This window comes from Bilifractor sp. HCP3S3_D3 (genome assembly GCF_052063915.1).
In the GTDB taxonomy this organism is placed as follows: Bacteria; Bacillota; Clostridia; order Lachnospirales; family Lachnospiraceae; genus Bilifractor.
In genome coordinates this window covers 180249-204177 of sequence record NZ_JBQHWP010000001.1, presented here as the reverse complement: position 1 = coordinate 204177, position 23929 = coordinate 180249, and the positions used below count along the sequence as shown (strand labels likewise).

The 23929-nt window shown below is 50.9% G+C and carries 22 protein-coding genes and 2 tRNA genes; 23 read left to right on the top strand and 1 reads right to left on the bottom strand.

The features are described 5' to 3' along the window. The first annotated feature begins 23 nt into the window (after positions 1-23). The 6 genes from tig (at position 24) to ACTNDI_RS00850 (ending at position 5862) form a co-directional block, all read left to right on the top strand. Complete coding sequence (tig, locus tag ACTNDI_RS00875; RefSeq protein WP_441098866.1) at positions 24-1274, top strand: trigger factor; 1251 nt, start codon at positions 24-26, stop codon at positions 1272-1274. Further along, positions 1267-2265 (top strand): sigma-70 domain-containing protein, encoded by a 999-nt coding sequence (locus ACTNDI_RS00870; protein ID WP_441098865.1) that lies wholly within the window; start codon positions 1267-1269, stop codon positions 2263-2265. The genes tig and ACTNDI_RS00870 overlap by 8 nt, the downstream gene beginning before the upstream one ends. Positions 2266-2739: 474 nt before the next feature. Beyond that, positions 2740-3672: a cysteine synthase A gene (gene cysK / locus ACTNDI_RS00865; protein ID WP_441098864.1), complete on the top strand. Its 933-nt coding sequence runs from the start codon at positions 2740-2742 to the stop codon at positions 3670-3672. 208 nt (positions 3673-3880) lie between these two features. Next, complete coding sequence (locus ACTNDI_RS00860; RefSeq protein ID WP_441098863.1) at positions 3881-5182, top strand: O-acetylhomoserine aminocarboxypropyltransferase/cysteine synthase family protein; 1302 nt, start codon at positions 3881-3883, stop codon at positions 5180-5182. Between the two features lie 123 nt (positions 5183-5305). Next, positions 5306-5431: a hypothetical protein gene (locus ACTNDI_RS00855; RefSeq protein ID WP_441098862.1), complete on the top strand. Its 126-nt coding sequence runs from the start codon at positions 5306-5308 to the stop codon at positions 5429-5431. After that, positions 5428-5862, top strand: a complete 435-nt coding sequence (locus ACTNDI_RS00850) for an RrF2 family transcriptional regulator (protein WP_441098861.1) — start codon at positions 5428-5430, stop codon at positions 5860-5862. Before ACTNDI_RS00855 ends, ACTNDI_RS00850 begins: the two co-directional genes overlap by 4 nt. Before the next feature lie 79 nt (positions 5863-5941). Here the strand turns inward: ACTNDI_RS00850 and ACTNDI_RS00845 are convergent, their stop codons facing one another. Beyond that, the gene (locus ACTNDI_RS00845) at positions 5942-6766 is read right to left on the bottom strand and encodes an HAD-IIA family hydrolase (protein ID WP_441098860.1); all 825 of its coding nucleotides are present in this window, start codon (positions 6764-6766) and stop codon (positions 5942-5944) included. A 357-nt stretch (positions 6767-7123) separates the two neighbouring features. Here ACTNDI_RS00845 and ACTNDI_RS00840 point away from each other — a divergent pair. The 17 genes from ACTNDI_RS00840 to dapA all read left to right on the top strand — a co-directional run bounded on the left by ACTNDI_RS00840 (position 7124) and on the right by dapA (position 23833). Beyond that, a tRNA-Gly gene (locus tag ACTNDI_RS00840) sits at positions 7124-7194 on the top strand. A gap of 42 nt (positions 7195-7236) precedes the next feature. Beyond that, a tRNA-Gly gene (locus ACTNDI_RS00835) sits at positions 7237-7308 on the top strand. A 262-nt stretch (positions 7309-7570) separates the two neighbouring features. Then, the gene (locus ACTNDI_RS00830) at positions 7571-7741 is read left to right on the top strand and encodes a hypothetical protein (RefSeq protein WP_441098859.1); all 171 of its coding nucleotides are present in this window, start codon (positions 7571-7573) and stop codon (positions 7739-7741) included. Beyond that, the gene (locus tag ACTNDI_RS00825) at positions 7741-8319 is read left to right on the top strand and encodes a hypothetical protein (protein WP_441098858.1); all 579 of its coding nucleotides are present in this window, start codon (positions 7741-7743) and stop codon (positions 8317-8319) included. Before ACTNDI_RS00830 ends, ACTNDI_RS00825 begins: the two co-directional genes overlap by 1 nt. A gap of 165 nt (positions 8320-8484) precedes the next feature. Then, the gene (locus ACTNDI_RS00820) at positions 8485-8952 is read left to right on the top strand and encodes an Lrp/AsnC family transcriptional regulator (protein WP_441098857.1); all 468 of its coding nucleotides are present in this window, start codon (positions 8485-8487) and stop codon (positions 8950-8952) included. Positions 8953-9117: 165 nt separating this feature from the next. Continuing rightward, the gene (alr, locus tag ACTNDI_RS00815) at positions 9118-10266 is read left to right on the top strand and encodes an alanine racemase (protein ID WP_441098856.1); all 1149 of its coding nucleotides are present in this window, start codon (positions 9118-9120) and stop codon (positions 10264-10266) included. Between the two features lie 178 nt (positions 10267-10444). Continuing rightward, positions 10445-11215 (top strand): formate/nitrite transporter family protein, encoded by a 771-nt coding sequence (locus tag ACTNDI_RS00810; protein ID WP_441098855.1) that lies wholly within the window; start codon positions 10445-10447, stop codon positions 11213-11215. 244 nt (positions 11216-11459) lie between these two features. After that, on the top strand, positions 11460-12326 hold the full coding sequence (locus ACTNDI_RS00805; RefSeq protein ID WP_441098854.1) for a transporter substrate-binding domain-containing protein: 867 nt from the start codon (positions 11460-11462) through the stop codon (positions 12324-12326). A gap of 171 nt (positions 12327-12497) precedes the next feature. After that, positions 12498-13154, top strand: coding sequence for an amino acid ABC transporter permease (locus tag ACTNDI_RS00800; protein WP_441098853.1), 657 nt, complete (start codon positions 12498-12500; stop codon positions 13152-13154). Positions 13155-13308: 154 nt separating this feature from the next. Further along, on the top strand, positions 13309-14079 hold the full coding sequence (locus ACTNDI_RS00795; protein WP_441098852.1) for an amino acid ABC transporter ATP-binding protein: 771 nt from the start codon (positions 13309-13311) through the stop codon (positions 14077-14079). 277 nt (positions 14080-14356) lie between these two features. After that, on the top strand, positions 14357-15793 hold the full coding sequence (gene purB, locus ACTNDI_RS00790; RefSeq protein ID WP_441098851.1) for an adenylosuccinate lyase: 1437 nt from the start codon (positions 14357-14359) through the stop codon (positions 15791-15793). Between the two features lie 211 nt (positions 15794-16004). After that, on the top strand, positions 16005-17300 hold the full coding sequence (locus tag ACTNDI_RS00785; RefSeq protein WP_441098850.1) for an adenylosuccinate synthase: 1296 nt from the start codon (positions 16005-16007) through the stop codon (positions 17298-17300). Positions 17301-17343: 43 nt separating this feature from the next. Beyond that, a complete protein-coding gene (locus tag ACTNDI_RS00780; protein ID WP_441098849.1) occupies positions 17344-18171 on the top strand; it encodes a hypothetical protein in 828 nt (275 codons plus the stop codon). Positions 18172-18319: 148 nt separating this feature from the next. Continuing rightward, positions 18320-19717 (top strand): glycine--tRNA ligase, encoded by a 1398-nt coding sequence (locus tag ACTNDI_RS00775; protein ID WP_441098848.1) that lies wholly within the window; start codon positions 18320-18322, stop codon positions 19715-19717. A gap of 35 nt (positions 19718-19752) precedes the next feature. After that, positions 19753-20703, top strand: coding sequence for a carbamate kinase (arcC, locus tag ACTNDI_RS00770; RefSeq protein ID WP_441098847.1), 951 nt, complete (start codon positions 19753-19755; stop codon positions 20701-20703). A gap of 128 nt (positions 20704-20831) precedes the next feature. Next, entirely contained in the window at positions 20832-22712 is a 1881-nt protein-coding gene (locus ACTNDI_RS00765) for an ABC-F family ATP-binding cassette domain-containing protein (RefSeq protein WP_441098846.1), read from the top strand. Positions 22713-22948: 236 nt separating this feature from the next. After that, the gene (gene dapA, locus ACTNDI_RS00760; protein WP_441098845.1) at positions 22949-23833 is read left to right on the top strand and encodes a 4-hydroxy-tetrahydrodipicolinate synthase; all 885 of its coding nucleotides are present in this window, start codon (positions 22949-22951) and stop codon (positions 23831-23833) included. Positions 23834-23929: the final 96 nt, after the last annotated feature.

The window sequence follows — 23929 nt, the reverse complement described above, 5'->3', positions numbered from 1 at the left end:
GCAGTTTTACAGGATGTATCATTATGAAAAGAAAAATATTAATAACGGCGATGTGCCTCATGGTAACGTTGTCTACCGCGGGATGCGGAGCATCTGGCGGAAAAAACACTGTACAGGAAACGTCACAGGAAACATCACAGGAAACATCATCGGACACGTCGGTGATCTCGTCTGGGTCTGACGGAGCAGAGGCGGCTTTATCCGTGTCTTCCTCCTCGGAAAGCCTTACGGATCAGATTCTCGCCGCTCCGGTCAGGGACGGGGATTTCAAGATCGCAGACGCGATTACGCTGGGCAATTATAAGAAGCTGGACCTCACGAAGGAGATTCAGACCGTGACAGATCATGATATCACTTCCTATATTGAATCACAGATGACACCGGAGGAGGTGACAGACAAGAACGCGGCAGCGGCATTGGGAGATACTGTAGATATTGCCTATGAGGGGAAAATTGACGGGAAGGCTTTCGATGGCGGATCCAGTGACAGCTATGACCTTACCCTCGGATCCGGAAGCTTTATTGAGGGATTTGAAGACGGCGTGGTAGGAATGAAGAAAGGAGAAACGAAGGATCTGAAGCTTCGTTTTCCAGATAATTATTATTCCTCCGATCTTGCCGGAAAGGATGTCGTTTTTACTGTCACAGTAAATGCAATCAAAAGAACACCGGAGCTGACCGATGACTGGGTAAAGAACTATACCAATAATTCGATCTCTGATGTTGCGGATTACAGGGAGTCTGTCAGGAAATCTCTGACACAGCAGGAAGAGGAAAAAGCAGAGTCCGAGCTTCAGGGAGAGGCGTGGAATCAGGTGCAGCAGGCCAGTGTCTATCATTTCCTGCCAAAGGAATATGTAAAGAACGGGGAAGAATCCTTCGAAGCCAATATCAAGTCAGAAGCGGAGAAATACGGTCTCTCGCTGGATGAATATATAGAGCAGTCCGGGATCGACCAGGATACTTACAGCAAACAGAAAGAACAGAATGGAAGGTATGCGGCCGCGAGTAAACTGCTGCTGGGTGCTCTGGTGAAGGCGGAGAAGCTTTCGGAGAACAGTCCGGCCTACCAGAAGGAACTGCAGAAGGCGGCGGATCTCTACGGCGTTTCTTCTGATGATCTGATCAGCAAAAACGGGAAGGATAACGTTTATAACTATGTTATGACAAATGTTGTGCTGGACCGGATTATCGGCTATGCTCGTGTAAAGGAAAAGAAGGTATCATCAGCTGAAAATACAGATCAGGATTTGACAGGTGATTACAATGGATAAGGATAGAAACATGAAGCCGGAGGAATTCCGGAAGAAGCTGCAGAGGATTCTTCAGAATGCCAACGATCTCGGGGGACATATAGAAAAAAATGATGTAAGTAAGTTTTTTGAGGAGGACGGTCTTTCTGCGGAACAGATGAACCTGGTGTATGATTTCCTGTTGTCAAAGAAAATCATTGTGGAAGGTATTGACAGGAAATTGCCATTGGAAGCGACAGGGGGATCAAATGAAGCGGCGGAGCCGGAGGCTTCCGATGATGAAAATGACGGCTATCTCTGGACGGACGAGGATCAGGCATGGCTGGAGGATTATGCCGAAGAGCTGAGCGGGATTCGCGCGGAAGAGGACGGGGAATGGGAGCGCCTGGCGGAGGAATGCAAGAACGGAAGCACGGCGGCAAAGCGAAGGATCTCGGAGCTCCTTCTTCCGGAGGTTGTCGAGACGGCAAAGCAGATGTATGAGCCCGGTGTGCACCTCTCAGATATGATACAGGAAGGCAGCCTGAGTCTGGTTCTGTATCTGGACGGGCTGGATCCCTCTGAGCTGACGGATCGTGAGAATGTGAGGCGAAAGCTTATGACAGAGGTCCGCGAGGGAATTCTGGCGATGCTGGAGGAGCAGCGGGACATCCATACACGGGATGAACGGATGGTGGAAAGAGTCGAGGATTTGAAGAGGAGTATCACGGCTCTGAAGGAACAGCTCGGCAGAAAGGTCTATGTCGATGAGCTGGCGGAGTATATGAATATTTCAGAAGATGAAGTGGAGGACATCCTCCGCCTGGCGGGAGAAAATATTCCGGAAGACGGGGGCGAACAGGGAGGTCCGGTCTCCGGTGCGGTTTCCGGAGAAGACGCGGGCGGAGCACTGTTTTCCGCGGAAACAGACAAAACCATGAAAAACGGCGCTTCTTACCGGACTTCCGGGGTTCCTGACCGGAAGGGAAGAAAGACTTTTTATAATCCGGCCGGTCGCATCCGGCGGAGATGAGAATTAAAAATCCAGGGTGAGATTTTTACAAGAGTATGGTTTGCCAATTGAAAAAATACAGCCGTAAGAGTATATAATGAGAGAAGTCACTGCCGGAGCAGACATATGTCGGGGAGACATGCCTGCTCCGGCATATTTTTTTAAAACTTCTAATTTCCTATTGACAAACAGGACATTAATCCCTATAATCCTATATATCAGCTAGGAAATACGAGATATAGGAGGTAACAAAAATATGAATCACCAGTTGAACAACCTTCCGGCTGTGAACGGAGACATGCGATGTTGTTGCCTCCGGTCGACAGAATAATACAGCAGAAGAGAACAGAGAAGTGAACGGCAGACAAAGCCGGTGAGACAACGGTTAAGCGATGCAGGGTTTCCGGTAATGACGGATGAGCAGAACTTATCACAGAAGGAACACAAACGGAACAATCATGAGATCCTCGGCAGAGGAAGAAAAGGAGATTTGAAATGGCTAATATTTACAAGAACGCAACAGAACTGATCGGCAAGACACCGCTGGTAGAGCTTACAAGCTTTGAGAAGGAGTACAACCTCGACGCGAGACTGCTGGTAAAGCTTGAGTACTTCAACCCGGCGGGAAGCGTCAAGGACAGAATCGCAAAATATATGATTGAGGATGCCGAGAAGTCCGGAAAGCTTCAGCCGGGCGGGACCATCGTAGAGCCGACCTCCGGAAACACCGGAATCGGTCTTGCGTCCGTAGCTGCTTCAAAGGGCTATAAGGTTATTCTGACAATGCCGGAGACCATGAGCGTTGAGCGACGCAATATCCTGAAAGCATACGGCGCACAGCTTGTTCTTACAGACGGAAGCAAGGGCATGACCGGTGCAATCGCAAAGGCAAAAGAGATTGTGGAAGCAACACCGGGAGCGGTTCTTACCGGACAGTTCGACAACCCGGCAAACCCGAAGGCTCATTATGAGACGACCGGCCCGGAGATCTGGAACGATACCGACGGAGAGGTGGATTACTTCCTGGCAGGCATCGGAACAGGCGGAACCCTTACCGGAACAGGCAAATATCTGAAGGAGCAGAAGCCCGACGTTAAAGTGATCGCCATCGAGCCGACAACATCTCCGGTTCTTACGGAGGGCCATGGCGGACCGCATAAGATTCAGGGTATCGGCGCGGGATTTGTTCCGAGTATTCTGGATCAGAAGGTTTATGACGAAGTTATCACCGTTGATAACGAGGTTCCTTTCCAGACCGCAAAGGAACTGGCACATAAGGAGGGAATTCTGGTTGGAATTTCTTCCGGTGCGGCACTCTGGGCAGCTCTTCAGGTGGCAAAACGTCCGGAAGCCAAGGGCAAGACAATCGTAGCGCTTCTCCCGGACAGCGGTGACAGATATTATTCAACCGCACTGTTTGAGAACTAATTAAGAAATATTACGCAGACGAGAAAAGCACGACAGCCGGCTGCAGGAGTGCAGAGATAGAATGTGTGACAGCCGGCTGCAGGAGTGCAGAGATGAAATGTGCGACAGCCGGCGTCACGAGTGCAGAGATGGAATGTGTGACAGCCGGCGGTGCAGAATTTGAGACACGGAGATTTTACCGATCAATCTGAATGACAGGAGAAAAAATATGAGCGAATTAGCAGATAGAAAGCTTCACTTCGAGACACTTGCCCTTCATGTAGGACAGGAGCAGGCAGATCCTTACACGGATTCCAGAGCAGTTCCGATTTATCAGACATCGTCCTTTGTATTCCGCAACAGTGATCATGCAGAGGCAAGATTTGCGCTGAAGGACGCCGGCAATATCTACGGAAGACTGACAAACCCGACAGAGGATATTTTTGAGAGGCGTATTGCAGCTCTTGAGGGCGGAGTTGCGGCACTTGCCGTTGCATCCGGCGCAGCTGCCGTGACATACGCATTCCAGGCAGTCGCAAAGGCGGGCGATCACATTGTCTCCGCGAAGAACATTTACGGCGGCACCTACAACTTCCTTGCACACACCTTTGTTGATTACGGTGTTACCACTACATTTGTAGATCCCTTTGATCTGAAGGCTGCGGAAGCGGCAATCAAAGAGAACACCAAGGCGCTCTACATCGAGACGCTTGGAAATCCGAACGGTGAAGTAGTGGATATTGAGGCATGGGCAAATATTGCTCATAAGCATGGTCTTCCGCTGATCATTGATAATACTTTTGCAACACCTTATCTGATTCGTCCGATCGAGTATGGCGCTGATATCGTTGTTCATTCCGCGACAAAGTTCATCGGAGGACATGGAACCACCATCGGCGGCGTTATCATCGACGCGGGAAAATTTGACTATAATTCTCCGAAGTGGCCGTGGCTGTCCACTCCGAACCAGTCCTATCATGGTCTCACCTTTGCCAAGGATACGGCTCCGGCGACAATTGCGACTTATATCCGCGCAATTATCCTTCGTGATGAGGGAGCTACGCTTTCACCGTTCCACGCATGGATTTTCCTGCAGGGCCTTGAGACACTGAGCCTTCGTGTGGAGCGTCAGGTTGAGAATACAAAGAAGGTTATTGAGTATCTGCAGACAAAACCGGAAGTTGAATCCATCAGCCATCCGGCTGCATCCAAGGATCCCGCACAGCAGGCACTTTACAAGAAGTATCTTCCGAACGGCGGCGGCTCGATTTTCACCTTCGATTTGAAGGGCGATGAGAGACATGCCAAGGATTTCATCGATCATCTGAAGCTGTTTAGTCTTCTCGCGAACGTAGCAGATGTAAAATCTCTAGTTATTCATCCGGCATCCACCACTCATTCTGAAGATAACGACGAAGAGCTTGCAGATCAGGGCATCAAGAAGAATACGATCCGCCTGTCCATCGGTACAGAGCATATCGATGATATCATTGCAGATCTTGAAGAGGCATTTCAGGCTGTAAAGCAGTAAGGAAAAAGCAAACGCAGAAGAAAGAATGTCAGCCGGAGCTGTTGCGGCTGACATTTTTACTACTCGAATAGGAAGTGAGGCGCGGCTGCTTACACGAAGAGCAGACGGGCGGTGCGGGCGGCGATGGCAGAAGATGTGAACGGCTGCTGCTGTGTGGACGACGAGCAGACAGTTGAGTCGGGGCTGTGCACCGCTGAATCAGACGATGGACTGTCAGGTGTGCCTGGTATGATGGAGGGAATAAAATGAAAATATCTACAAAGGGAAGATACGCTCTGCGCATGATGCTGGATATTGCACAGCATGATACGGGAGAACCGGTGAGAATCAAGGATATTTCCGCCAGACAGGATATCTCGCTGAAATATCTGGAACAGATCGTATCTGTATTGGTGCGCGCGAACTATCTGCGCAGCATCCGCGGCCCGCAGGGCGGCTACCGGCTGACAAAGAGACCGGAGGAATATGTGGTCGGTGATATTCTCCGCCTGACGGAGGGAAGTCTCTCACCGGTGGAGTGTCTGTCGACAGATCGTAATGACTGTCCGCGCGCAGACAGCTGTGTGACACTGCGGATCTGGAAAGAACTGGATGAAGCGATCAGGAGTGTCGTGGACAAGTATACCCTTGAGGACCTCCTGAACTGGAGCGAACAGACGGTGAATAATTTCGTGATCTGAGAAGAGCAGCTGTGTTGTCTGCGCGTGTTACGGAATAAGATTACGGAAAAAATCGCATTCATGAGACTGACATGACGTGTCAGGTGGCCGAAGGCGCATCCGGAGTGCTGTGCTCTGCCGAAGCTGCCGCGCGGGCGGGAATGTCTCCGACTCCGCTGAGAACCGCGGACGGACGATAACCGTACATCCGGAGCGTGTCCGGGGTGGAAATGCCGGAAAGAACCAGAACGGTGGACATACCGCTCTCCAGGCCGGAGATGATATCGGTATCCATGCGGTCGCCGATCATGACGGCATCGGCGGAATGGCAGTTCAGCATGCGCAGACCGGTGCGCATCATCAGGGGATTCGGCTTGCCGCAGAAATACGCCTTGACACCCGTAGCAATTTCAATCGGTGAAATAAGTGCGCCGCAGGCAGGAGCAATTCCATTCTCAATGGGACCGCTGACGTCGGCGCATGCCCCGATCAGCTTGGCGCCGCCGAGAACCAGGTTGCAGGCCTTGGTCAGAGAATCAAGGGAATAATTGCGTCCTTCACCGACGACCACATAATCGGGATCCACATCATTCATCACGATGCCGGCGTCGTACAGAGCGTTCAGAAGACCGGCTTCGCCGATCACATAGGCGGAGCAGCCGGGCGCCTGATCCTGAAGAAAAGCTGCAGTCGCCTGCGCGCTGGTATAGAAGTGCTCCTCGCCGACTTCAAGACCCATGCGGGCCATTTTTTGCTGCAGACCCTTCGGTGTCAGATTGGAGTTGTTGGTCAGAAAGAGAAATTTCTTGTCATTGTCCTTCAGCCAGTTGAGAAATTCCGGTACGCCCGGCAGGATCTCGTTTCCGTGATAGATCACGCCGTCCATATCGGAGATAAAACCATGTATATTGTTGAAATCAATCATTTTTCATATTCCTCCCGTTCGAAATATTACGTAGATGGGCTTTGCTGCAGCGCAGAACAGGTGAACCGTAAATGTAACCCGGGATCATCGCCGTTCCGTCGGCCATTGAAACAGCGCAGAACAGGCGAAGCCGCAGCTGGAGTTCTCCGTATCTCTCTATCTTAATCCTGCGGCAGGGATCTGTCCATGAGGAGTACGTCCGTTTTTACATACAGTTTATTGAAGTGGAAAAGGTTGAAGCGGAGGTTGAAGCGGAAAATTTCAAAAAGTGATTGACAGCCGGAAAACTGTGTTATATAATCTTACACGTTGACACGGAACAGCAGATTAGTTCTGATTCGTCCAAACTGTAGTGATGCAGGTGTAGTTCAATGGTAGAACACCAGCCTTCCAAGCTGGATACGTGGGTTCGATTCCCATCACCTGCTTGAACAGAGGAATATCATTCATTTCTGTTCTTAATTGAATATGCGCGAGTGGCTCAGGGGTGGAGTACAACCTTGCCAAGGTTGGGGTCGCGGGTTCGAATCCCGTCTCGCGCTGATCGAACAATACCGGAAACCAGATGAAATGGGGCTTCCGGTATTTTTTTACGCGAACAGTTAGCCGCAGCCGAATGCGAAGTATTCGTGTGCGGCGAGCGTCGCGATAGCGAGATAAAACTCGCGCAGCGTGTTTTATCTCGTTGTCTCCGTATTTTCGAGATTTGTGTGCCATTTGCTTTCACTTTTTTTGTATTTGTATTAAGATAGAGACGTAACGTTTGGCGTTCGGATTTGTGTTACACGGAGAAAGGAGATCTATATGGCAGTATTAGACGGATGTGAAGGAGCTAAGAAGACACCTGTATTACAGGAGGTCAAGTGCCCGGTATGCGGCGAGACCGTAGAGGTTTTCACGAAGGAGAGTATTCTCGCGGCGGACTCCAAGTGTGAGAAATGCGGGTATGTGTTTAAGGCCGGAGAGCATATCTGATGACCGGTCCGATCTCTGAAATTATGTCGGGGCTCACGGAAGTCCTGGCAGTTGGCAGCCTGATCCTGGGGATTCTTCAATGTTTCTTCGGCTTCAGGCTGCTTCGGTTCTGGATCTCAGTGACGGGATTTCTGCTCGGCTTGTATCTGGGCAGAACCATCTCCTCAGATTTTATCTCCGAACCACAGTATGCGCCATGGCTGATCGGCGCTGTCTGCGGATTCCTGTTATGCTTTTTTGCGTACAGGATCTATCTGTCCGGAGTATTCATTTTCTGTGGCATTCTGGCAGCATCTGTGATCGGTATGATTCCGTTTCCCGAGGGACACGCCTGGAAAGTGGTGCTGTATATTCTGATGGCTGCCGGATTTGTGCTTGCGGGTGTGCTGGCAGTGAAATTCTCACGGCCGGCCGTGATCTTTATTACTGCCGGGGCGGGAGCAGCCGTATCTGTACATGCGCTTGCGCTGATGAAAACGAACATTTCAGGAAACCCGGATCTCCAGAAGCTGGTCATTGCGGTCCTGTTTGCGGCCGGTGCGGCGGTGCAGTTTCTGACAAGCAGAAGGAACGCCTGAAGTCTGAGCACGCCGGTACTCTCTGCCCTTTGCCGTGCCGGAAGCGGTGGCAAGGGTTGGAATGAAGGGATATTTTCTGCTTGCACATGAAAATTTATCGTGTATACTTTATTTTTGCAGAATAATTCTGGATTTCTGCAAAAATATGATGCGAGGCAATATTATATGGATCAGATTGACTATAAGATCTTAAAGGCGCTGCAGGAGAATGCAAGGGAGACCGCGTCCAACATCTCCAAGCAGATTCATCTGTCTGTTTCTGCCGTGATCGAACGTATCCACAAGCTGGAGGAGAGCCATGTGATCGATAAATATACGATCATTGTCGATGAGAAACAGGTCGGAAATCTGATGACGGCTCTCATGGAAGTCGCTCTTGAAAAACCAATGTATTATGACGGCTTTGCGGAAGCAATCCAGGAGATGGACAGCGTTGTCTCCTGCTACTATGTGACAGGAAGTATGGATCTGCTTCTCAAGATCGCGTGCAACTCACCGGAGGAGCTTGACCAGATCCACCGAAAGATCATGGAGCTTCCGGGAATCAAGGACACAAGGACGCATGTGGTCCTGAAAAATGTGAAAAATGTATACTCGGCGATCCGCAAGCCGAAAAGCCCTGAGAAAAAGTAGAAAAGAAGCAAGAGAAAAAACGGCATGCAATAAGGAACAACAAAAAGAAGTAAATAAAGCAGGGAAAAAAAGTAAAAGAGAAGTAAAAAAGAAGCAAGCGAAATAACAAGAGAAATGCAGGGTAATTGCGGAAAGAGATTAAAGTAACCGAAAGAAGGAACAGTCATGGATAAGTATCTGAGAACGTATGCGGAGGTTTCTCTCCCGGCTATTCATCACAATGTTGAGGAAGCCAGGAAACGGATTCTGCCGGGGACGAAGATCCTGGCGGTGGTTAAGGCCGATGCTTACGGACACGGTGCCGTGCGGGTCGCAGAGTCGCTTGAGGATATTGCGGACTTTTTTGCTGTCGCGACACTTGAGGAAGGTGTGGAGCTGCGGGAGCATAATATTGTACGTCCGGTACTGATTCTGGGATATACTTCACCGGAACAGTACAGTGAGATGATTGCGTGGGATATACGCCCGAGCATATACAATTATGAAGACGCCCGGAAGCTGAATGAGGCTGCGGTCCGCGAGGGAAAAAAGGCACGGATTCATATCGCGCTGGACACGGGAATGACACGGATCGGATTTCTGGTCACAGAGGAGGCCGCTGATGAGATACTGAGGATATCCGAGCTCCCGAACGTGGAGATCGAAGGTCTATTTACGCATCTGTCCTGTGCGGATATGACAGATAAAACATACTGTGAGGAACAGTTCGGGAAGTATGACGCAATGCTCTCAATGCTCGCAGAGAGAGGGGTCAGCATTCCGATCCGGCACGTCTGCAACAGCGCCGCGATTATGGAGTACGAGCCGGACGATCCGCACCGTTTTGAGATGGTGCGTTCAGGAATTATCACGTATGGAATCTATCCGTCGGAGGAAGTAAGAAAGGAGAGACTCGATCTGATTCCTGCGCTTGCGTGGAGGGCGCATGTCATTCATGTGAAGGATGTCGGACCTGGTATGGGAGTCAGTTATGGAGCAACTTATGTTACCAGCCGTCCGGTAACCAGAATTGCGACTGTCTCAGTGGGATACGCCGACGGATACCCGAGAGCACTTTCCTCTAAGGGCAGAGTCCTGATTCACGGAAAGTCCGCACCGATTCTCGGGCGCGTGTGTATGGATCAGATGATGGTCGATGTGACAGATATTCCGAATGTCAGGGTGGAGGACATTGTCACACTGGTCGGACATGACGGAGATGGTTATATCCCGATAGAGGAGATCGCGGATCCCGCGGCCAGCTTCAATTATGAGATGCTCTGTCATATATCACCAAGAGTTTATCGCGTTTATACTGAAAAATTGTGCATTTAAGCACAAATATTTAGGGAGCGGGTTGGAAAACACAAGCAGAACTTTGTGCAGAAAACTCGCAAGAAAAAGATGCAAAATTCTGTGAATTCAGATAAAGTATAGATGGAACATGAAAAAGGATGTTCTGAGTGAAACGGCTTCAATATTTCATCAACTATTTAGAGGAGGAGATTGCTGGATGTTTGGTCAGGAATATGATGCTTTATCGAATGGCGCAGTCGCGAAAAGAAATCTGCTTCAGAAGAACCCGCTGGGTTATCTGCTGCTGAGCGCACTCGCGGGAATGTTCATCGGATTTGGAAATCTGCTCACCAATGTGGAGGGAGGACTTCTGAACGGAGCTCCTTATACGAAGATTGTCATGGGCGCATCCTTCGGAGTAGCCCTGAGTCTGGTAGTTATGGCTGGCTCTGAGCTCTTTACCGGAAATAATCTGGTGATGATGAGCGGTGTGCTGAAGAAGAAAATAGGAATCGGCGATGCCTGCAAGGTGTGGGTTGTCTGCTGGATCGGCAATCTTCTGGGCGCGATTGTACTGGCTCTTTTGTTCCATTTTTCCGGAATGAATACGGAAGCGGTTTCTACATTTCTTGCCACAGGTGCGGCGGCGAAGATGAGCGCTCCGTTTGTGCAGCTGCTGATGCGTGGTATCCTCTGCAATATTCTTGTCTGCCTCGCAACCTGGTGCGGCGTGAAATTAAAGAATGAAGCAGCAAAGCTGATTATGGTCTGGTGGTGCCTGTTCGCGTTTGTTACCTGCGGATTCGAGCACAGCATCGCGAATATGACACAGCTCACGGTAGCGCTTTTGGATCCGGCGGGACAGGCGGTCACCATCGGAGGATATTTCTATAATCTGATCACGGTCACCATCGGCAATATGATCGGCGGAATCATTTTCGTCGCGATTCCGTACTTCATTGCACAGATCAGGGACCAGGCTGCGTAAGAGAACTCGGAGCATGGCGGTTCACTGCATATGGTTAATCCCCGGCGGGGCATAAGCCTGCCGGGATTTTTTACAGATCCCCGGATGGGCATAAGCCTGCCGGGGATTTTTCAGGTTTTTCTTGACACCGATTTCCTGCCTATGATACCATAGCCGTGCGCAAGTGATTTTATCGTGGTAAAGTTAGAACGTGTTGATACGACACGGTTATGATAGCCGCGGATCAGGAAAGGGAGAATTACATATGAAAAAGAAAATCATCAGCGGTGTACTGGCTGCTTCTATGGTACTGGCTATGGCAGGATGCGGAAGCACGGCTTCGGATACAGGGGCATCCGCGGCATCTTCTTCGCAGGCAGTGACAGCTGCTTCATCCACCGCATCCGGATCATCGTCCGGGAGTGATGTGGATTATATCAAGAAAAAAGGAAGCCTTATTGTCGGAATTACCGATTTCGCGCCGATGGATTATAAGGAAGACGGATCAGATGAGTGGATTGGCTTTGACGCGGACCTTGCCCGTGAAGTCGGAAAGGATCTTGGCGTGGAGGTGAAGTTCGTCGAGATTGACTGGGACAACAAGATCCTGGAGCTTGACAACAAGAGCATCGATGTGGTCTGGAATGGCATGACGCTTACCGATGAGGTTACAAAGTCAATGGCCTGCACGAACGCATACCTGAACAATGCACAGGTTGTGGTTGTTCCGGAGGATAAGGCAGATAAGTACCAGACGGTTGATTCCCTGAAGGATCTTTCCTTTGCGGTTGAGGCCGGTTCTGCGGGTGAGGAAGCGGCAAAGGAGAACAAACTGAATTATACTTCCATGTCATCGCAGGCAGATACTCTGATGGAGGTATCCGCAGGAACCTCTGATGCCAGCATTATTGATCTGCTGATGGCGGGTGCGATGATCGGAAAGGGAACCAGCTATGAGAAGCTGACCCATACGGTTGAACTTACAACCGAGGAGTATGGTGTCGGGTGCCGCAAGGGCTCTGATCTTGCTGACTATATCAACCAAGAATTTGTGAAGCTCTACCAGGACGGCACAATGAAGACAATCGCCGAGAAATACGGCGTACAGGATGCTCTTGTGGAGCAGAAATGATCCGGAACAGATCCGGTTCCATATAAGTGATGACTGCCCCGCTGACAGCGGGGCATAAAGGTTTATCGGACTGTCACATGAACAGGGGCGTCTGCCGCCGGTATTGACCGGCGGAGCGGCGCCGGTTTGTGTGACAGTTTTGAGTGTATAAAAGAATTCGAGGGCATATTTATGTTTGCTGAAGTTACATTATCCCTGCTCGAGGGCTTCCTCATGACGCTGAAGCTGTTCGCGCTGACACTGGTTTTTTCGCTTCCGCTCGGACTGTTCATTAGTTTCGGATCCATGAGCAAGGTAAAAGTGATCAACATACCAATTAATTTCCTGATCTGGATCGTCCGCGGAACTCCGCTTCTGCTGCAGCTTCTGATTATATATTATGGCCCCGGAATTATTATGCAGAAAAACATCTGGGGAGCCGGAGACGGGGGAAGATTTATCGCGGCGCTCGTTGCCTTTGTCATCAACTATGCCTGCTATTTTTCCGTGATTTACCGGGGCGGGATTCAGGCAATTCCGGTCGGTCAGTATGAGGCCGGTGAAGTGCTCGGAATGACCAGGGGACAGATTTTCCGAAAGATTGTACTTCTGCAGGTTGTGAAGCGGATTGTTCCGCCGATATCCAATGAGATCATCACACTGGTCAAGGATACTTCTCTGGCGAGGGTTATCGCAGTCTATGAAGTAATCTGGGCAGGACAGGCATACATTAAAAGCGCGGGAATCATCTGGCCGCTGTTTTATACCGGAGCGTTCTATCTGATCTTCAGCGCGCTGCTGACATGGCTGTTCCATTATATTGAGAAAAGACTCAGCTATTTCCGCTGACAGGCCAGCAATACAGTAGTTTCCGCAGGCAGAGTGCGAATATAGTTGCTTTCTGTTTGCCGGCCGGGAATGGAGCGGTGACCGGCGATGTGTGCAGGAGTCTGATGAGCATGCAGGCGTATAAGGACAAATATCAGTAAAGGAGTAGGAGAAGATGGCTCTACTGGAGGTTAGCAATATACAGAAAAGCTTCGGGGACACCGAGGTTCTCCGGGACATCAGTTTTTCGATGGAGAAGGGGCAGGCGCTGTCAATCATCGGTTCTTCCGGAAGCGGTAAAACCACATTGCTGCGCTGCCTGAATTTCCTTGAAAAACCGGACAGAGGCAGGATACAGATCCGTGATGAGATTCTGTTTGACGGAGAGAACAGAAAAAAGGTATCGGAAGAGGAAATCCGGAAGAAAAGGCTTCATTTCGGCCTGGTGTTTCAGTCCTTCAATCTGTTTCCGCAGTACACAGCACTGGAGAATATCATGCTTGCGCCCAAGCTGGATGCGCAGGCGCATCACAGGACTGACAACGGAGAGATTGAGGCGAGGGCGAGGGAACTTCTGGAACAGATGGGACTGTCCAACCGAAGCGACAACTATCCGCATCAGCTTTCCGGAGGACAGCAGCAGAGGGTGGCGATTGCGAGAGCACTTGCTCTTCAACCGGATATTCTCTGCTTCGATGAGCCGACGTCGGCGCTTGATCCGGAGCTCACCGGAGAGGTGCTCCGGGTAATCCGTGAGCTGGCAGATAACCATACGACGATGATCATTGTGACACATGAGATGAAATTCGCCCATGATGTGGCGGATCAGGTGATTTTCATGGACAACGGCATTATCCTGGAAAAGGGAACACCGGAAGATGTGTTTGAGCATCCCGCGCACGAGAGAACAAAGCAGTTCCTTGCCGGATACAGCAGTCCGCAGTAACAGCACCAGAACGGATCCGGAGGATGCCGCACGGTACGGGATCTGTGCATGCATCTGTGCAGGCACGCATATTTCAGGGTCTGGCAGGTTGCTTTTAAATTATGAATGCTTTATAATTATAGCGCAATTGTGCCCGGAATTTCCGGCGCCGGTTGCGCTGTTGCTTTTAAAGAGAAATGTCGTAAAGGGAACTGTCCCTGACGGCAGTGATGAAAGCACCAGAAATAAAGGAATCACTTACAGTCACGCGGAAGTGACAGGAAGGAAGCAGAATCTTATGAGCACAACAGACCGTTACAGCAGCCCGCTTTCCGAGCGTTATGCAAGCAAAGAGATGCAGTACATTTTTTCCCAGGATTTCAAGTTCTCGACCTGGAGAAGACTGTGGATTGCTCTGGCAGAGACAGAGAAAGAGCTCGGACTTCCGATTACCCAGGAGCAGATCGATGAGATGAAGGAGCATGTCACGGACATCAATTATGATGTGGCGAGAGCGCGCGAGAAGGAAGTGCGTCACGATGTAATGTCTCATGTATATGCCTACGGTGTTCAGTGCCCGAAAGCGAAGGGAATCATTCACCTTGGCGCAACCTCCTGTTACGTCGGTGACAATACAGATATCATCATTATGAGTGAGGCGCTGAAGCTGATCCGCAGAAAGCTTGTCAACGTAATCAATGAGCTTGCGAAGTTTGCGGACAAGGAGAAAAATCAGCCGTGCCTCGCATTTACACATTTTCAGCCGGCACAGCCGACCACGCTCGGCAAGCGCGCCACTCTGTGGCTCAATGAGTTTGTGATGGATCTGGAGGATCTGGAATACGTACAGGGAACGCTGAAGCTTCTGGGTTCCAAGGGAACTACAGGTACGCAGGCAAGCTTCCTGGAGCTGTTCAACGGTGACCAGGAGAAGTGTGACAGGCTGGACCCGATGATTGCGGAGAAGATGGGCTTCACTTCCTGCTATCCGGTATCCGGACAGACCTACTCGAGAAAGGTCGATACCAGGGTGTGCAATGTTCTGGCGGGCATCGCGGCAAGCGCGCACAAGTTCTCCAATGACATTCGTCTTCTGCAGCACCTGAAAGAGGTTGAGGAGCCATTCGAGAAGAGCCAGATCGGATCATCCGCCATGGCCTATAAGAGAAATCCGATGAGAGATGAGAGAATCGCGTCTCTGTCGAGATATGTTATGATTGATGCGCTGAACCCGGCAATGACGTCTGCGGAACAGTGGTTTGAGAGAACGCTGGATGATTCTGCCAATAAGAGAATCTCCATTGCCGAGGGATTTTTGGCGACGGACGGTATCCTGGATCTGATGATGAATGTGGTGGACGGACTCGTCGTTTACCCGAAGGTTATCGAGAAGCATCTGATGGCCGAGCTTCCGTTTATGGCGACGGAAAACATCATGATGGATGCGACGAAGGCCGGCGGAGATCGTCAGGAGCTTCATGAGAGGATCCGTGAGCTTTCCATGGAGGCCGGAAAGACGGTCAAGGTGGAGGGAAAGGATAACGATCTGCTGGAGAGAATCGCGAAGGATCCGACCTTCCATCTGTCCCTTGAGGATCTGCAGAAGTCTATGGACCCGAAGAAGTACGTGGGACGCGCGCCATATCAGGTAGACAAATATCTGAACGAGGTGGTTTATCCGATTCTGAAGGAGAGAAAGGATTTGCTCGGTATGAAGGCGGAGATCAACGTCTGACATAGGGCACAAGTACCGAAGAAACAAAGACAGGACCGCCGCGCATGAGGAACGCGCGCACGGACGATCCGTACTTGAACATATTGTGATGCCCCGGCTTTGGGGCATGGAAATGTATCTGTTTGCGATGCCCTGACCTTGGGGCATGGAAATGTATCTGCTGGATTGTCTGCATATTGCCAATGCAGACGAAGAATAAGGAGGACCTAGAATGGTAAAAGCAGTTGTAGGAGCGAACTGGGGAGACGAAGGAAAAGGCAAGATCACCGATACTCTGGCCAATGAGGCGGATGTGGTCATCCGTTTTCAGGGCGGAGCCAATGCCGGTCACACAATCGTAAATGAGTATGGAAAGTTTGCGCTCCACACGATGCCGTCAGGAGTGTTTCATCAGAATATCATGAATATCATCGGAAACGGCATGGCCTTTGATATCGACAAATTTCTCAGTGAGCTCTCGGACATCACATCAAAGGGAGTGCCGACGCCGCAGCTCATGGTCTCTGATCGTGTTCAGGTTATGATGCCGTATCATGTGAAGTTTGATTCTCTGGAAGAGGCGCGGCTTGCGGGTAAATCCTTCGGATCCACCAAATCCGGAATTGCGCCTTTCTATTCGGATAAGTTTGCCAAGATCGGATGGCAGATCAATGAATTTTACCAGGATGACGACGTTCTGATGGAGAAGATCAACCGGATCGCGGATCAGAAGGATGTTCTTCTGGAGAACCTCTATCATACCGATCCGATTGACCGCAAGGGACTGCTTCAGTGGATTAAGGAGAGACGGGAGAAGGTGAAGCCTTATCTCGGAAATGTCTCCCTCTATCTGGACGGTGCGATCCGGGAAGGGAAGACCATTCTTCTCGAGGGACAGCTCGGAACGATGAAGGATCCGGATCACGGCATTTATCCGATGGTCACCTCCTCTTCCCCGCTTGCCGGATACGGAGCGATCGGAGCTGGAATTCCGCCGTATGAGATCAAACAGATTGTCGTTGTGTCAAAGGCATATTCTTCTGCAGTCGGCGCCGGAGAATTTGTATCGGAGATCTTCGGAGATGAGGCGACAGCTCTGCGGAATCACGGCGGAGACGGCGGTGAATATGGAGCGACCACGGGACGTCCGAGACGTGTGGGATGGTATGACTGCGTCGCGTCAAAATACGGATGCAGGCTGCAGGGCTGCACAGATGTTGCGTTTACCGTGCTGGATGATCTCGGATATCTCGATGAGATTCCGGTATGTGTTGCTTATGAACTCGACGGAAAGGAAATCACGGAATTCCCTGTGACAAAGGACCTGAAGAGATGCAAGCCGGTATACAAGGTATTCAAGGGATGGAAATCCGATATCCGCGGAATCCGCCGCTTTGAGGACCTTCCGCAGGAAGCACAGGATTATGTGAATTTCATCGAGAGCCAGATCGGTTATCCGATCACCATGGTTTCGAATGGACCGGGAAGAGACGATATTATTTACCGCAAGAGCAGCCTGAAGAAATAAATCCGGTTTTTGCCCCGGACAGACACGGAAGGAGCTGACGGAAATGAGAAGGACCGGCAGAGGGTTACGCCTGGCAGTCGGTATCCTTGCGGCGTCCGCGGTATTTTCCCTGGCGGGCTGTTCTCTGCCGAACAGCAACGAAAACACAACCGTTTCCGTGAATGAAACGGGGACGGTCACGGAGAATATCGTGGAGGCAAAGGGAGACGAGGATTATACGGAGGATGATTTAAAGCAGTATATCGAAAATGCGATCGCCGATTACCCTTCGTCGAATGAGAAGGCTGTCCGGATGGAATCCTGCAGTGTGGATGACAACTCGGTTACGATCAAAATGACATACGCTTCCATGGAGGATTACAGCAGCTTCAATCACGTCGGGGCATTCCTTGGAACGCTTGCGGAGGCGGAAAAGGCCGGCTATTCTATGGATCAGAACTTCCTTGACCGGAATGGAAATCCCGCGGACCCGGACGTTCTGGCATCGAGAGCAAAGGAGTGGAAGGTTGTGATCCTTTCCGAACCGGTCATGGTGAGACTTCCGGACAAGATTCTGTATGCGACGGATAATGTGTTGATCACGGGACGGCTGTCCGCGACGGTCAACACCGTATTGTCTCAGGATGAAGGTGACGAAGACGTGTCGTCAGGAAGCTCCGGCAGCGGAACGGTTTCTTCATCCGGCTCACAGGAGAGCGCGGGAGAGAAGACCTCTTCTGTGTCGAAAAGTCAGGGAGCGGTGTCTTCGTCAGAACAGGACGCAGGGACGAATCTGATCACAGATATAGGAAAATCCGGAGAGAACGAGGACAGGGAAATATCCCGGTTTGTGACCGTTTCCGACCGATATGCATACATCATATATAAATAGATATTCACCGGATTAGTATAAGCAGATATTATTCACCAGATCAGAACAGACGCGCATGGCGCGCTGTACTGCAAGCCGCACGGCAGGACGCAATAATTTTGTGCCCGGGAAGAGCCGGCGGACAAGAGGAAAAAGGAGATGGATCAGGATGGAAAAGACAATGGACAAGATCATCGCAGTGGCAAAGAACCGCGGATTTATATACCCGGGCTCCGAAATTTACGGAGGTCTCGCTAATACATGGGATTACGGCCCGCTCGGTGTTGAGTTTAAAAATAATGTCAAGAGAGCATGGTGGAAGAAGTTCGTTCAGGACAATAAGCTGAATGTAGGCGTAGACTGCGCAATTCTGATGAACCCGCAGACGTGGGTGGCATCCGGACATCTGGGAAGCTTCTCCGATCCGCTCATGGACTGCAAGGAGTGCCATGAGCGTTTCCGCGCGGACAAGCTGATTGAGGATTTCTGCCAGGAAAAGGGCATTGAGCTGGAGAATAACAGCTGCGACGGCTGGTCCAATGAGAAAATGATGGACTTCATCAAGGAGCATGAAATTCCCTGCCCGAGTTGCGGCAAGCATAATTTCACCGATATCCGTCAGTTCAACCTGATGTTCAAAACATTCCAGGGCGTAACCGAGGACGCGAAGAACACCGTGTATCTGAGACCGGAAACCGCACAGGGCATTTTTGTGAACTTCAAGAATGTACAGAGAACCTCCCGCAAGAAAATTCCTTTCGGCATCGGCCAGATCGGAAAATCCTTCCGTAACGAGATCACGCCGGGCAATTTCACCTTCCGTACCCGCGAATTTGAACAGATGGAGCTGGAGTTCTTCTGCGAGCCGGACACCGATCTGAAGTGGTTCGATTACTGGAGAAGCTTCTGCCATAAATGGCTCAATGATCTCGGACTCAAGGACGATGAGCTGAGACTTCGCGATCATGCCAAGGAGGAGCTCAGCTTCTACAGCAAGGCGACGACCGATATTGAGTTCCTGTTCCCGTTCGGATGGGGCGAGCTCTGGGGAATTGCCGACCGGACAGACTATGACCTCAGCCGTCACCAGGAGGTTTCCGGTCAGGATCTTACCTATTTTGACGATGTAAAGAAGATCAAATATATTCCGTATGTCATTGAGCCGTCTCTGGGAGCCGACCGTGTCGTTCTGGCCTTCCTGTGCTCGGCATACGATGAAGAGGTTCTGGATGCGGAGAAGAATGATGTCCGCACAGTTATGCATTTCCATCCGGCACTTGCTCCGGTGAAGATCGCGGTTCTTCCGCTGTCCAAGAAATTGAATGACGCGGCAGAGAAGGTATTTGATAAGCTGGCAGACAAGTACAACTGCGATTACGATGACCGCGGAGCGATCGGAAAGAGATATCGCCGTCAGGATGAGATTGGAACGCCGTACTGCATCACCTACGATTTCGATTCCGAGAATGACCAGGCGGTCACCATCCGTGACCGTGACACCATGGAACAGGTTCGTGTAAAGATCGACGAGCTTGATCAGTGGTTTGCCGGAAAGTTTGACTTCTGAGAAGAGAAGCAAAAGCACAAAGGAGGAGCTGGTTCATGCAGAGAAAAAAGGTTGTAGTGGCGCTCGGCCACAGAGCGCTTGGAAAAACCTTCGCGGATCAAAAGAAGGGCGTTGAGAATGCGGTAAAGTCCATTGCGGATCTGGTACAGGCCGGAGCGGGTGTGGTAATCACCCACAGCAACGGGTCTCAGGTCGGTATGATTCATACGGCGATGAATGAATTCACAAAGGCTCACAGCGACTACGTCGGAGCTCCGATGTCCGTCTGCTCTGCCATGAGCCAGGGATATATCGGATATGATATTCAGAACTCTCTGCGCGCGGAGCTGCTGAGAAGAGGAATCTACAAGCCGGTTGCGACGATCATCACCCAGGTCACCGTAGATCCCTATGATGAGAACCTCTATGAGCCGAGTAAGGTGATCGGAAGGATCCTCACAGAGGAGGAAGCAAAGGCAGAGGAAGAAAAGGGAAATTATGTCACCAAGACGGAGGAGGGATATCGGAGGATCATCGCTTCTCCGAAGCCGCAGGATATCATTGAGCTTGAGACCATTCAGCTTCTGCTGGACGCCGGGCAGGTCGTAATTGCGGGAGGCGGTGGCGGTATCCCGGTTCTGGAACAGGGACCGGAGCTCAAAGGAGCCAGTGCTGTTATCGAGAAGGATCTTGTCAGCGAAAAGCTTGCCGAGAAACTCAGGGCCGATGAGCTGCTGATCCTGACCAGTGTCGAGAACGCAAAGATCGGCCATGGAACCGATCATGAACAGCCGATCGGAAGGATTACCGTTTCCCAGGCAGAGGAATATATCCGTGCCGGGGAATTTGAATATGGAACGATGCTTCCGAAGATTCAGGCGGCGGTTGATTTTCTGAAGAGCGGCGGGGAGCGCGCGGTGATCACGTCGATCTCGAAGGCCAGAGACGGCTACGAAGGCCATGCGGGAACGATTATCGTCAAAGATGATGCTGTGACGGAAGAATAATGTCCGTACGATATCTTGTGACACAAGGTGTATAAGCTGAGAATTGCAATTCAAGGGAAGAAACAGAGCTGCTGCATAAAAACGGATGCCGCAGCTCTTCTTTCTTTCCCGGACGCAGGAGAGAGACAATGAACATTTTGAATCTGGAGCACATCAGCATTTCTTTTGTATCACGGGTCCTTCTGGATAATGTCACCGAGGGAATCAGCGACACCGATAAGATCGGCGTAATCGGCGTGAACGGAACGGGAAAATCAACGCTGCTGGCGATCGCGGCAGGCCGTCTGGAGCCGGATTCAGGAAAGGTGGTCAAGGGAAATACCGTCAGGATTTCTTATCTTCCGCAGAACCCGGTTTTCGATAACAGCAGAACACTTCTGGAGAATGTGGCGGAGGCGGTCAGCGGGAAGGCAGATCACTGGGACACAGAGGGAGAGGTGCGCGCGAGGCTTGTCGATTTTGGGATTCCTGATCCTGACTGCAGTCCGGAGATCCTGTCCGGGGGACAGAAGAAAAGGGCGGCGCTTGTCGCCGCGATCCTGACGCCGTGTGATCTCCTGATTCTGGACGAGCCCACAAACCATCTCGACCATGAGATGATCGAGTGGTTGCAGAATTATCTGCAGAATTTTCGCGGGGCAATTCTGATGGTTACCCATGACCGCTATTTTCTGGATCAGGTCACAAATCAGATCCTTGAGGTGGACCGGGGAAAGACTTACCGCTATCAGGCGGGATATTCCGGTTATCTGGAGCTGAAACAGGAAAGAATGAACTTTGCCGTTGCGGCGGAGCGAAAGGCGGCCGCCCTGTATCGCAAGGATCTTGCGTGGATCATGCGCGGAGCGAGAGCGAGATCGACCAAACAGAAGGCGCATATTCAGAGGTTCGAGGCGCTCAGAGACCGGGAGAAAATCGTGGAGGAGAGGCAGGTAAAGCTGAATTCCCTTCCGTCCAGGCTCGGAGGCAAGACGATTGAGCTTCGGCACGTCAGCAAAGGCTATGGACAGAAAGAACTGATCCATGATTTTTCCTACAACTTCGGCAAGACTGACCGGATCGGCATCATCGGTCCGAACGGTTGCGGAAAATCCACGCTTCTGAAGATCATTGACGGAAAGCTTCCTCCGAATTCGGGAGCGGTGGAAATCGGGCAGACCGTTAAGATCGGCTGCTTCAGCCAGGAAAATGAACAGCTTGATCCGAACGAGCGGGTGATCGATTACATTAAGGACACCGCTGAATTTATCCGGACCACGGACGGGCTGGTATCCGCGAGCGGCATGTGCGAGCAGTTTCTGTTCGACAGCGAAATGCAGTACTCTCTGATCGGTAAATTATCCGGAGGAGAGAAGCGGCGTCTCTACCTGCTGAAGGTGCTGATGGAAGCACCGAATGTACTGATCCTTGACGAGCCGACCAATGATCTGGATATACAGACGCTGCGGATCCTCGAGGATTATCTGGACCGTTTTGCCGGCATTCTGATCGTCGTGTCACATGACCGCTATTTTCTGGACCGCGTGGTGACCAGGATCTTTGCTTTTTCCGGGGACGGGAAACTGATCCGCAGTGAGGGCGCATATACCGAATATCTGGAGCATATGGAGACACAGGGGATTCCTTCAGGACCCGCAAAAAACACTGTGAGTGATGCGAAAGACAGGAGCGACGCGCGTGACGGGAAGGCCGACGGGAGCGCTGCTGAGGAACGATCCGGCGCAGAGCTCTATGCGGCACAGAAGGAAGAGCAGAAGAAGGCAAGAAAGCGGACCAGGCTTTCCTACCGTGATCAGCAGGAATATGATCATATTGAGGAAGAAATCGATCAGCTGGAGCAGAAGAGCCGGGAACTCGAGGAGCAGATGGCGGAGTCGGCGACGATGTATACGAAGCTTTCCGACTTGTCAAAGGAGAAGGAAGCGGTCGATGCAAAGCTGGAAGAACGGATGGAAAGATATTTCGAGCTGCAGGAGCTCGTGGACAGCTTTGGAAAATCCGATTCGTAAGTGTGTGGCTGTCCTTATGTGAGTCTGTCATTATAGGAGTCCTGCATCATTTTGGTCTGTTTTTATTTGAGATTTCATTATTTGCAGATGTCTTCATCTGCGTTTGCGTGTATTTGCGTTTGTCTGTATTTACCGGTAATATTTATTGCTGTATACTGAGAATACAGTCGACGGATCGTTTTTCAGACAAAAACATATAAATTAAGGATAATTATGGGAAACAGGAGGGAATGAGCATGGCTATATTCAAGGGCGCGGGTGTTGCGATGGCGACACCGATGAAGGAGGATGGATCGATTAACTTTGACGCAATGGAGAAGATGATTGAGTATCAGATCCGGAATCATACGGATGCGATCATCGCGGTAGGCACATCCGGAGAGGCATCAACGCTGGACGATGACGAACATCTGGAAGCGATCAGGTTCTGCGTCGAAATCACGAAGGGACGGGTTCCGGTGATCGCCGGGACAGGTTCAAACAACACTGCTCACGCGATCATGATGTCGAGGGAGGCGGAGAAGCGTGGAGCGGACGGCCTTCTGCTTGTAACTCCGTATTACAATAAGGCGACGCAGGATGGCCTGATTGCGAGTTATACGGCAATTGCGGAAGCTGTCAATATTCCGTGCATCATGTACAACGTGCCATCAAGAACCGGTACGAATATTCAGCCGGAAACCGCGGCGTATATCGGGAAGCATGTGAAGAACATTGTGGCCCTGAAGGATGCCTGCGGGAACATCAGTCAGACGGCGAGAACACTCGAACTTTGTGACGGTGTGCTGGATCTGTACTCAGGCAATGACGATCAGATCGTTCCGATCATGTCACTGGGCGGTTCCGGCGTAATCTCGGTTCTGTCGAACGTAGCGCCGCAGTTCACCCATGATATGTGCCAGAAGTGTCTGGATGGAGATTTTTCGGGAGCGGCAAAGATGCAGCTTGGTTCTCTTGCGCTGATCCGTGCGCTGTTTTGTGAGGTGAACCCGATCCCGGTAAAGGCAGCGCTGAACATGATGGGCTTCGACGCCGGCAAACCGAGACTTCCGCTCACAGAGATGACAGAGGAGCATCAGGCTTCACTGAGGGCCGCGATGAAGAATTTCGGAATCCTCTGAGCGCTGTGATCGGACGCGGGCAGCAGAGGCAGAGCCGGAGAAGTGAGATTCGGGAGGAACCTGAGCCGGATAGATGAGGATCAGGCGAAGGCAGAG

What these genes read in the sequence shown, in the direction of transcription:
- tig (WP_441098866.1), top strand. Translation starts at nt 24, where the DNA reads ATGAAAAGAAAAATATTAATAACGGCGATGTGCCTCATGGTAACGTTG.
- ACTNDI_RS00870 (WP_441098865.1), top strand. Translation starts at nt 1,267, where the DNA reads ATGGATAAGGATAGAAACATGAAGCCGGAGGAATTCCGGAAGAAGCTG.
- cysK (WP_441098864.1), top strand. Translation starts at nt 2,740, where the DNA reads ATGGCTAATATTTACAAGAACGCAACAGAACTGATCGGCAAGACACCG.
- ACTNDI_RS00860 (WP_441098863.1), top strand. Translation starts at nt 3,881, where the DNA reads ATGAGCGAATTAGCAGATAGAAAGCTTCACTTCGAGACACTTGCCCTT.
- ACTNDI_RS00855 (WP_441098862.1), top strand. Translation starts at nt 5,306, where the DNA reads ATGGCAGAAGATGTGAACGGCTGCTGCTGTGTGGACGACGAGCAGACA.
- ACTNDI_RS00850 (WP_441098861.1), top strand. Translation starts at nt 5,428, where the DNA reads ATGAAAATATCTACAAAGGGAAGATACGCTCTGCGCATGATGCTGGAT.
- ACTNDI_RS00845 (WP_441098860.1), bottom strand. Translation starts at nt 6,766, where the DNA reads ATGATTGATTTCAACAATATACATGGTTTTATCTCCGATATGGACGGC.
- ACTNDI_RS00830 (WP_441098859.1), top strand. Translation starts at nt 7,571, where the DNA reads ATGGCAGTATTAGACGGATGTGAAGGAGCTAAGAAGACACCTGTATTA.
- ACTNDI_RS00825 (WP_441098858.1), top strand. Translation starts at nt 7,741, where the DNA reads ATGACCGGTCCGATCTCTGAAATTATGTCGGGGCTCACGGAAGTCCTG.
- ACTNDI_RS00820 (WP_441098857.1), top strand. Translation starts at nt 8,485, where the DNA reads ATGGATCAGATTGACTATAAGATCTTAAAGGCGCTGCAGGAGAATGCA.
- alr (WP_441098856.1), top strand. Translation starts at nt 9,118, where the DNA reads ATGGATAAGTATCTGAGAACGTATGCGGAGGTTTCTCTCCCGGCTATT.
- ACTNDI_RS00810 (WP_441098855.1), top strand. Translation starts at nt 10,445, where the DNA reads ATGTTTGGTCAGGAATATGATGCTTTATCGAATGGCGCAGTCGCGAAA.
- ACTNDI_RS00805 (WP_441098854.1), top strand. Translation starts at nt 11,460, where the DNA reads ATGAAAAAGAAAATCATCAGCGGTGTACTGGCTGCTTCTATGGTACTG.
- ACTNDI_RS00800 (WP_441098853.1), top strand. Translation starts at nt 12,498, where the DNA reads ATGTTTGCTGAAGTTACATTATCCCTGCTCGAGGGCTTCCTCATGACG.
- ACTNDI_RS00795 (WP_441098852.1), top strand. Translation starts at nt 13,309, where the DNA reads ATGGCTCTACTGGAGGTTAGCAATATACAGAAAAGCTTCGGGGACACC.
- purB (WP_441098851.1), top strand. Translation starts at nt 14,357, where the DNA reads ATGAGCACAACAGACCGTTACAGCAGCCCGCTTTCCGAGCGTTATGCA.
- ACTNDI_RS00785 (WP_441098850.1), top strand. Translation starts at nt 16,005, where the DNA reads ATGGTAAAAGCAGTTGTAGGAGCGAACTGGGGAGACGAAGGAAAAGGC.
- ACTNDI_RS00780 (WP_441098849.1), top strand. Translation starts at nt 17,344, where the DNA reads ATGAGAAGGACCGGCAGAGGGTTACGCCTGGCAGTCGGTATCCTTGCG.
- ACTNDI_RS00775 (WP_441098848.1), top strand. Translation starts at nt 18,320, where the DNA reads ATGGAAAAGACAATGGACAAGATCATCGCAGTGGCAAAGAACCGCGGA.
- arcC (WP_441098847.1), top strand. Translation starts at nt 19,753, where the DNA reads ATGCAGAGAAAAAAGGTTGTAGTGGCGCTCGGCCACAGAGCGCTTGGA.
- ACTNDI_RS00765 (WP_441098846.1), top strand. Translation starts at nt 20,832, where the DNA reads ATGAACATTTTGAATCTGGAGCACATCAGCATTTCTTTTGTATCACGG.
- dapA (WP_441098845.1), top strand. Translation starts at nt 22,949, where the DNA reads ATGGCTATATTCAAGGGCGCGGGTGTTGCGATGGCGACACCGATGAAG.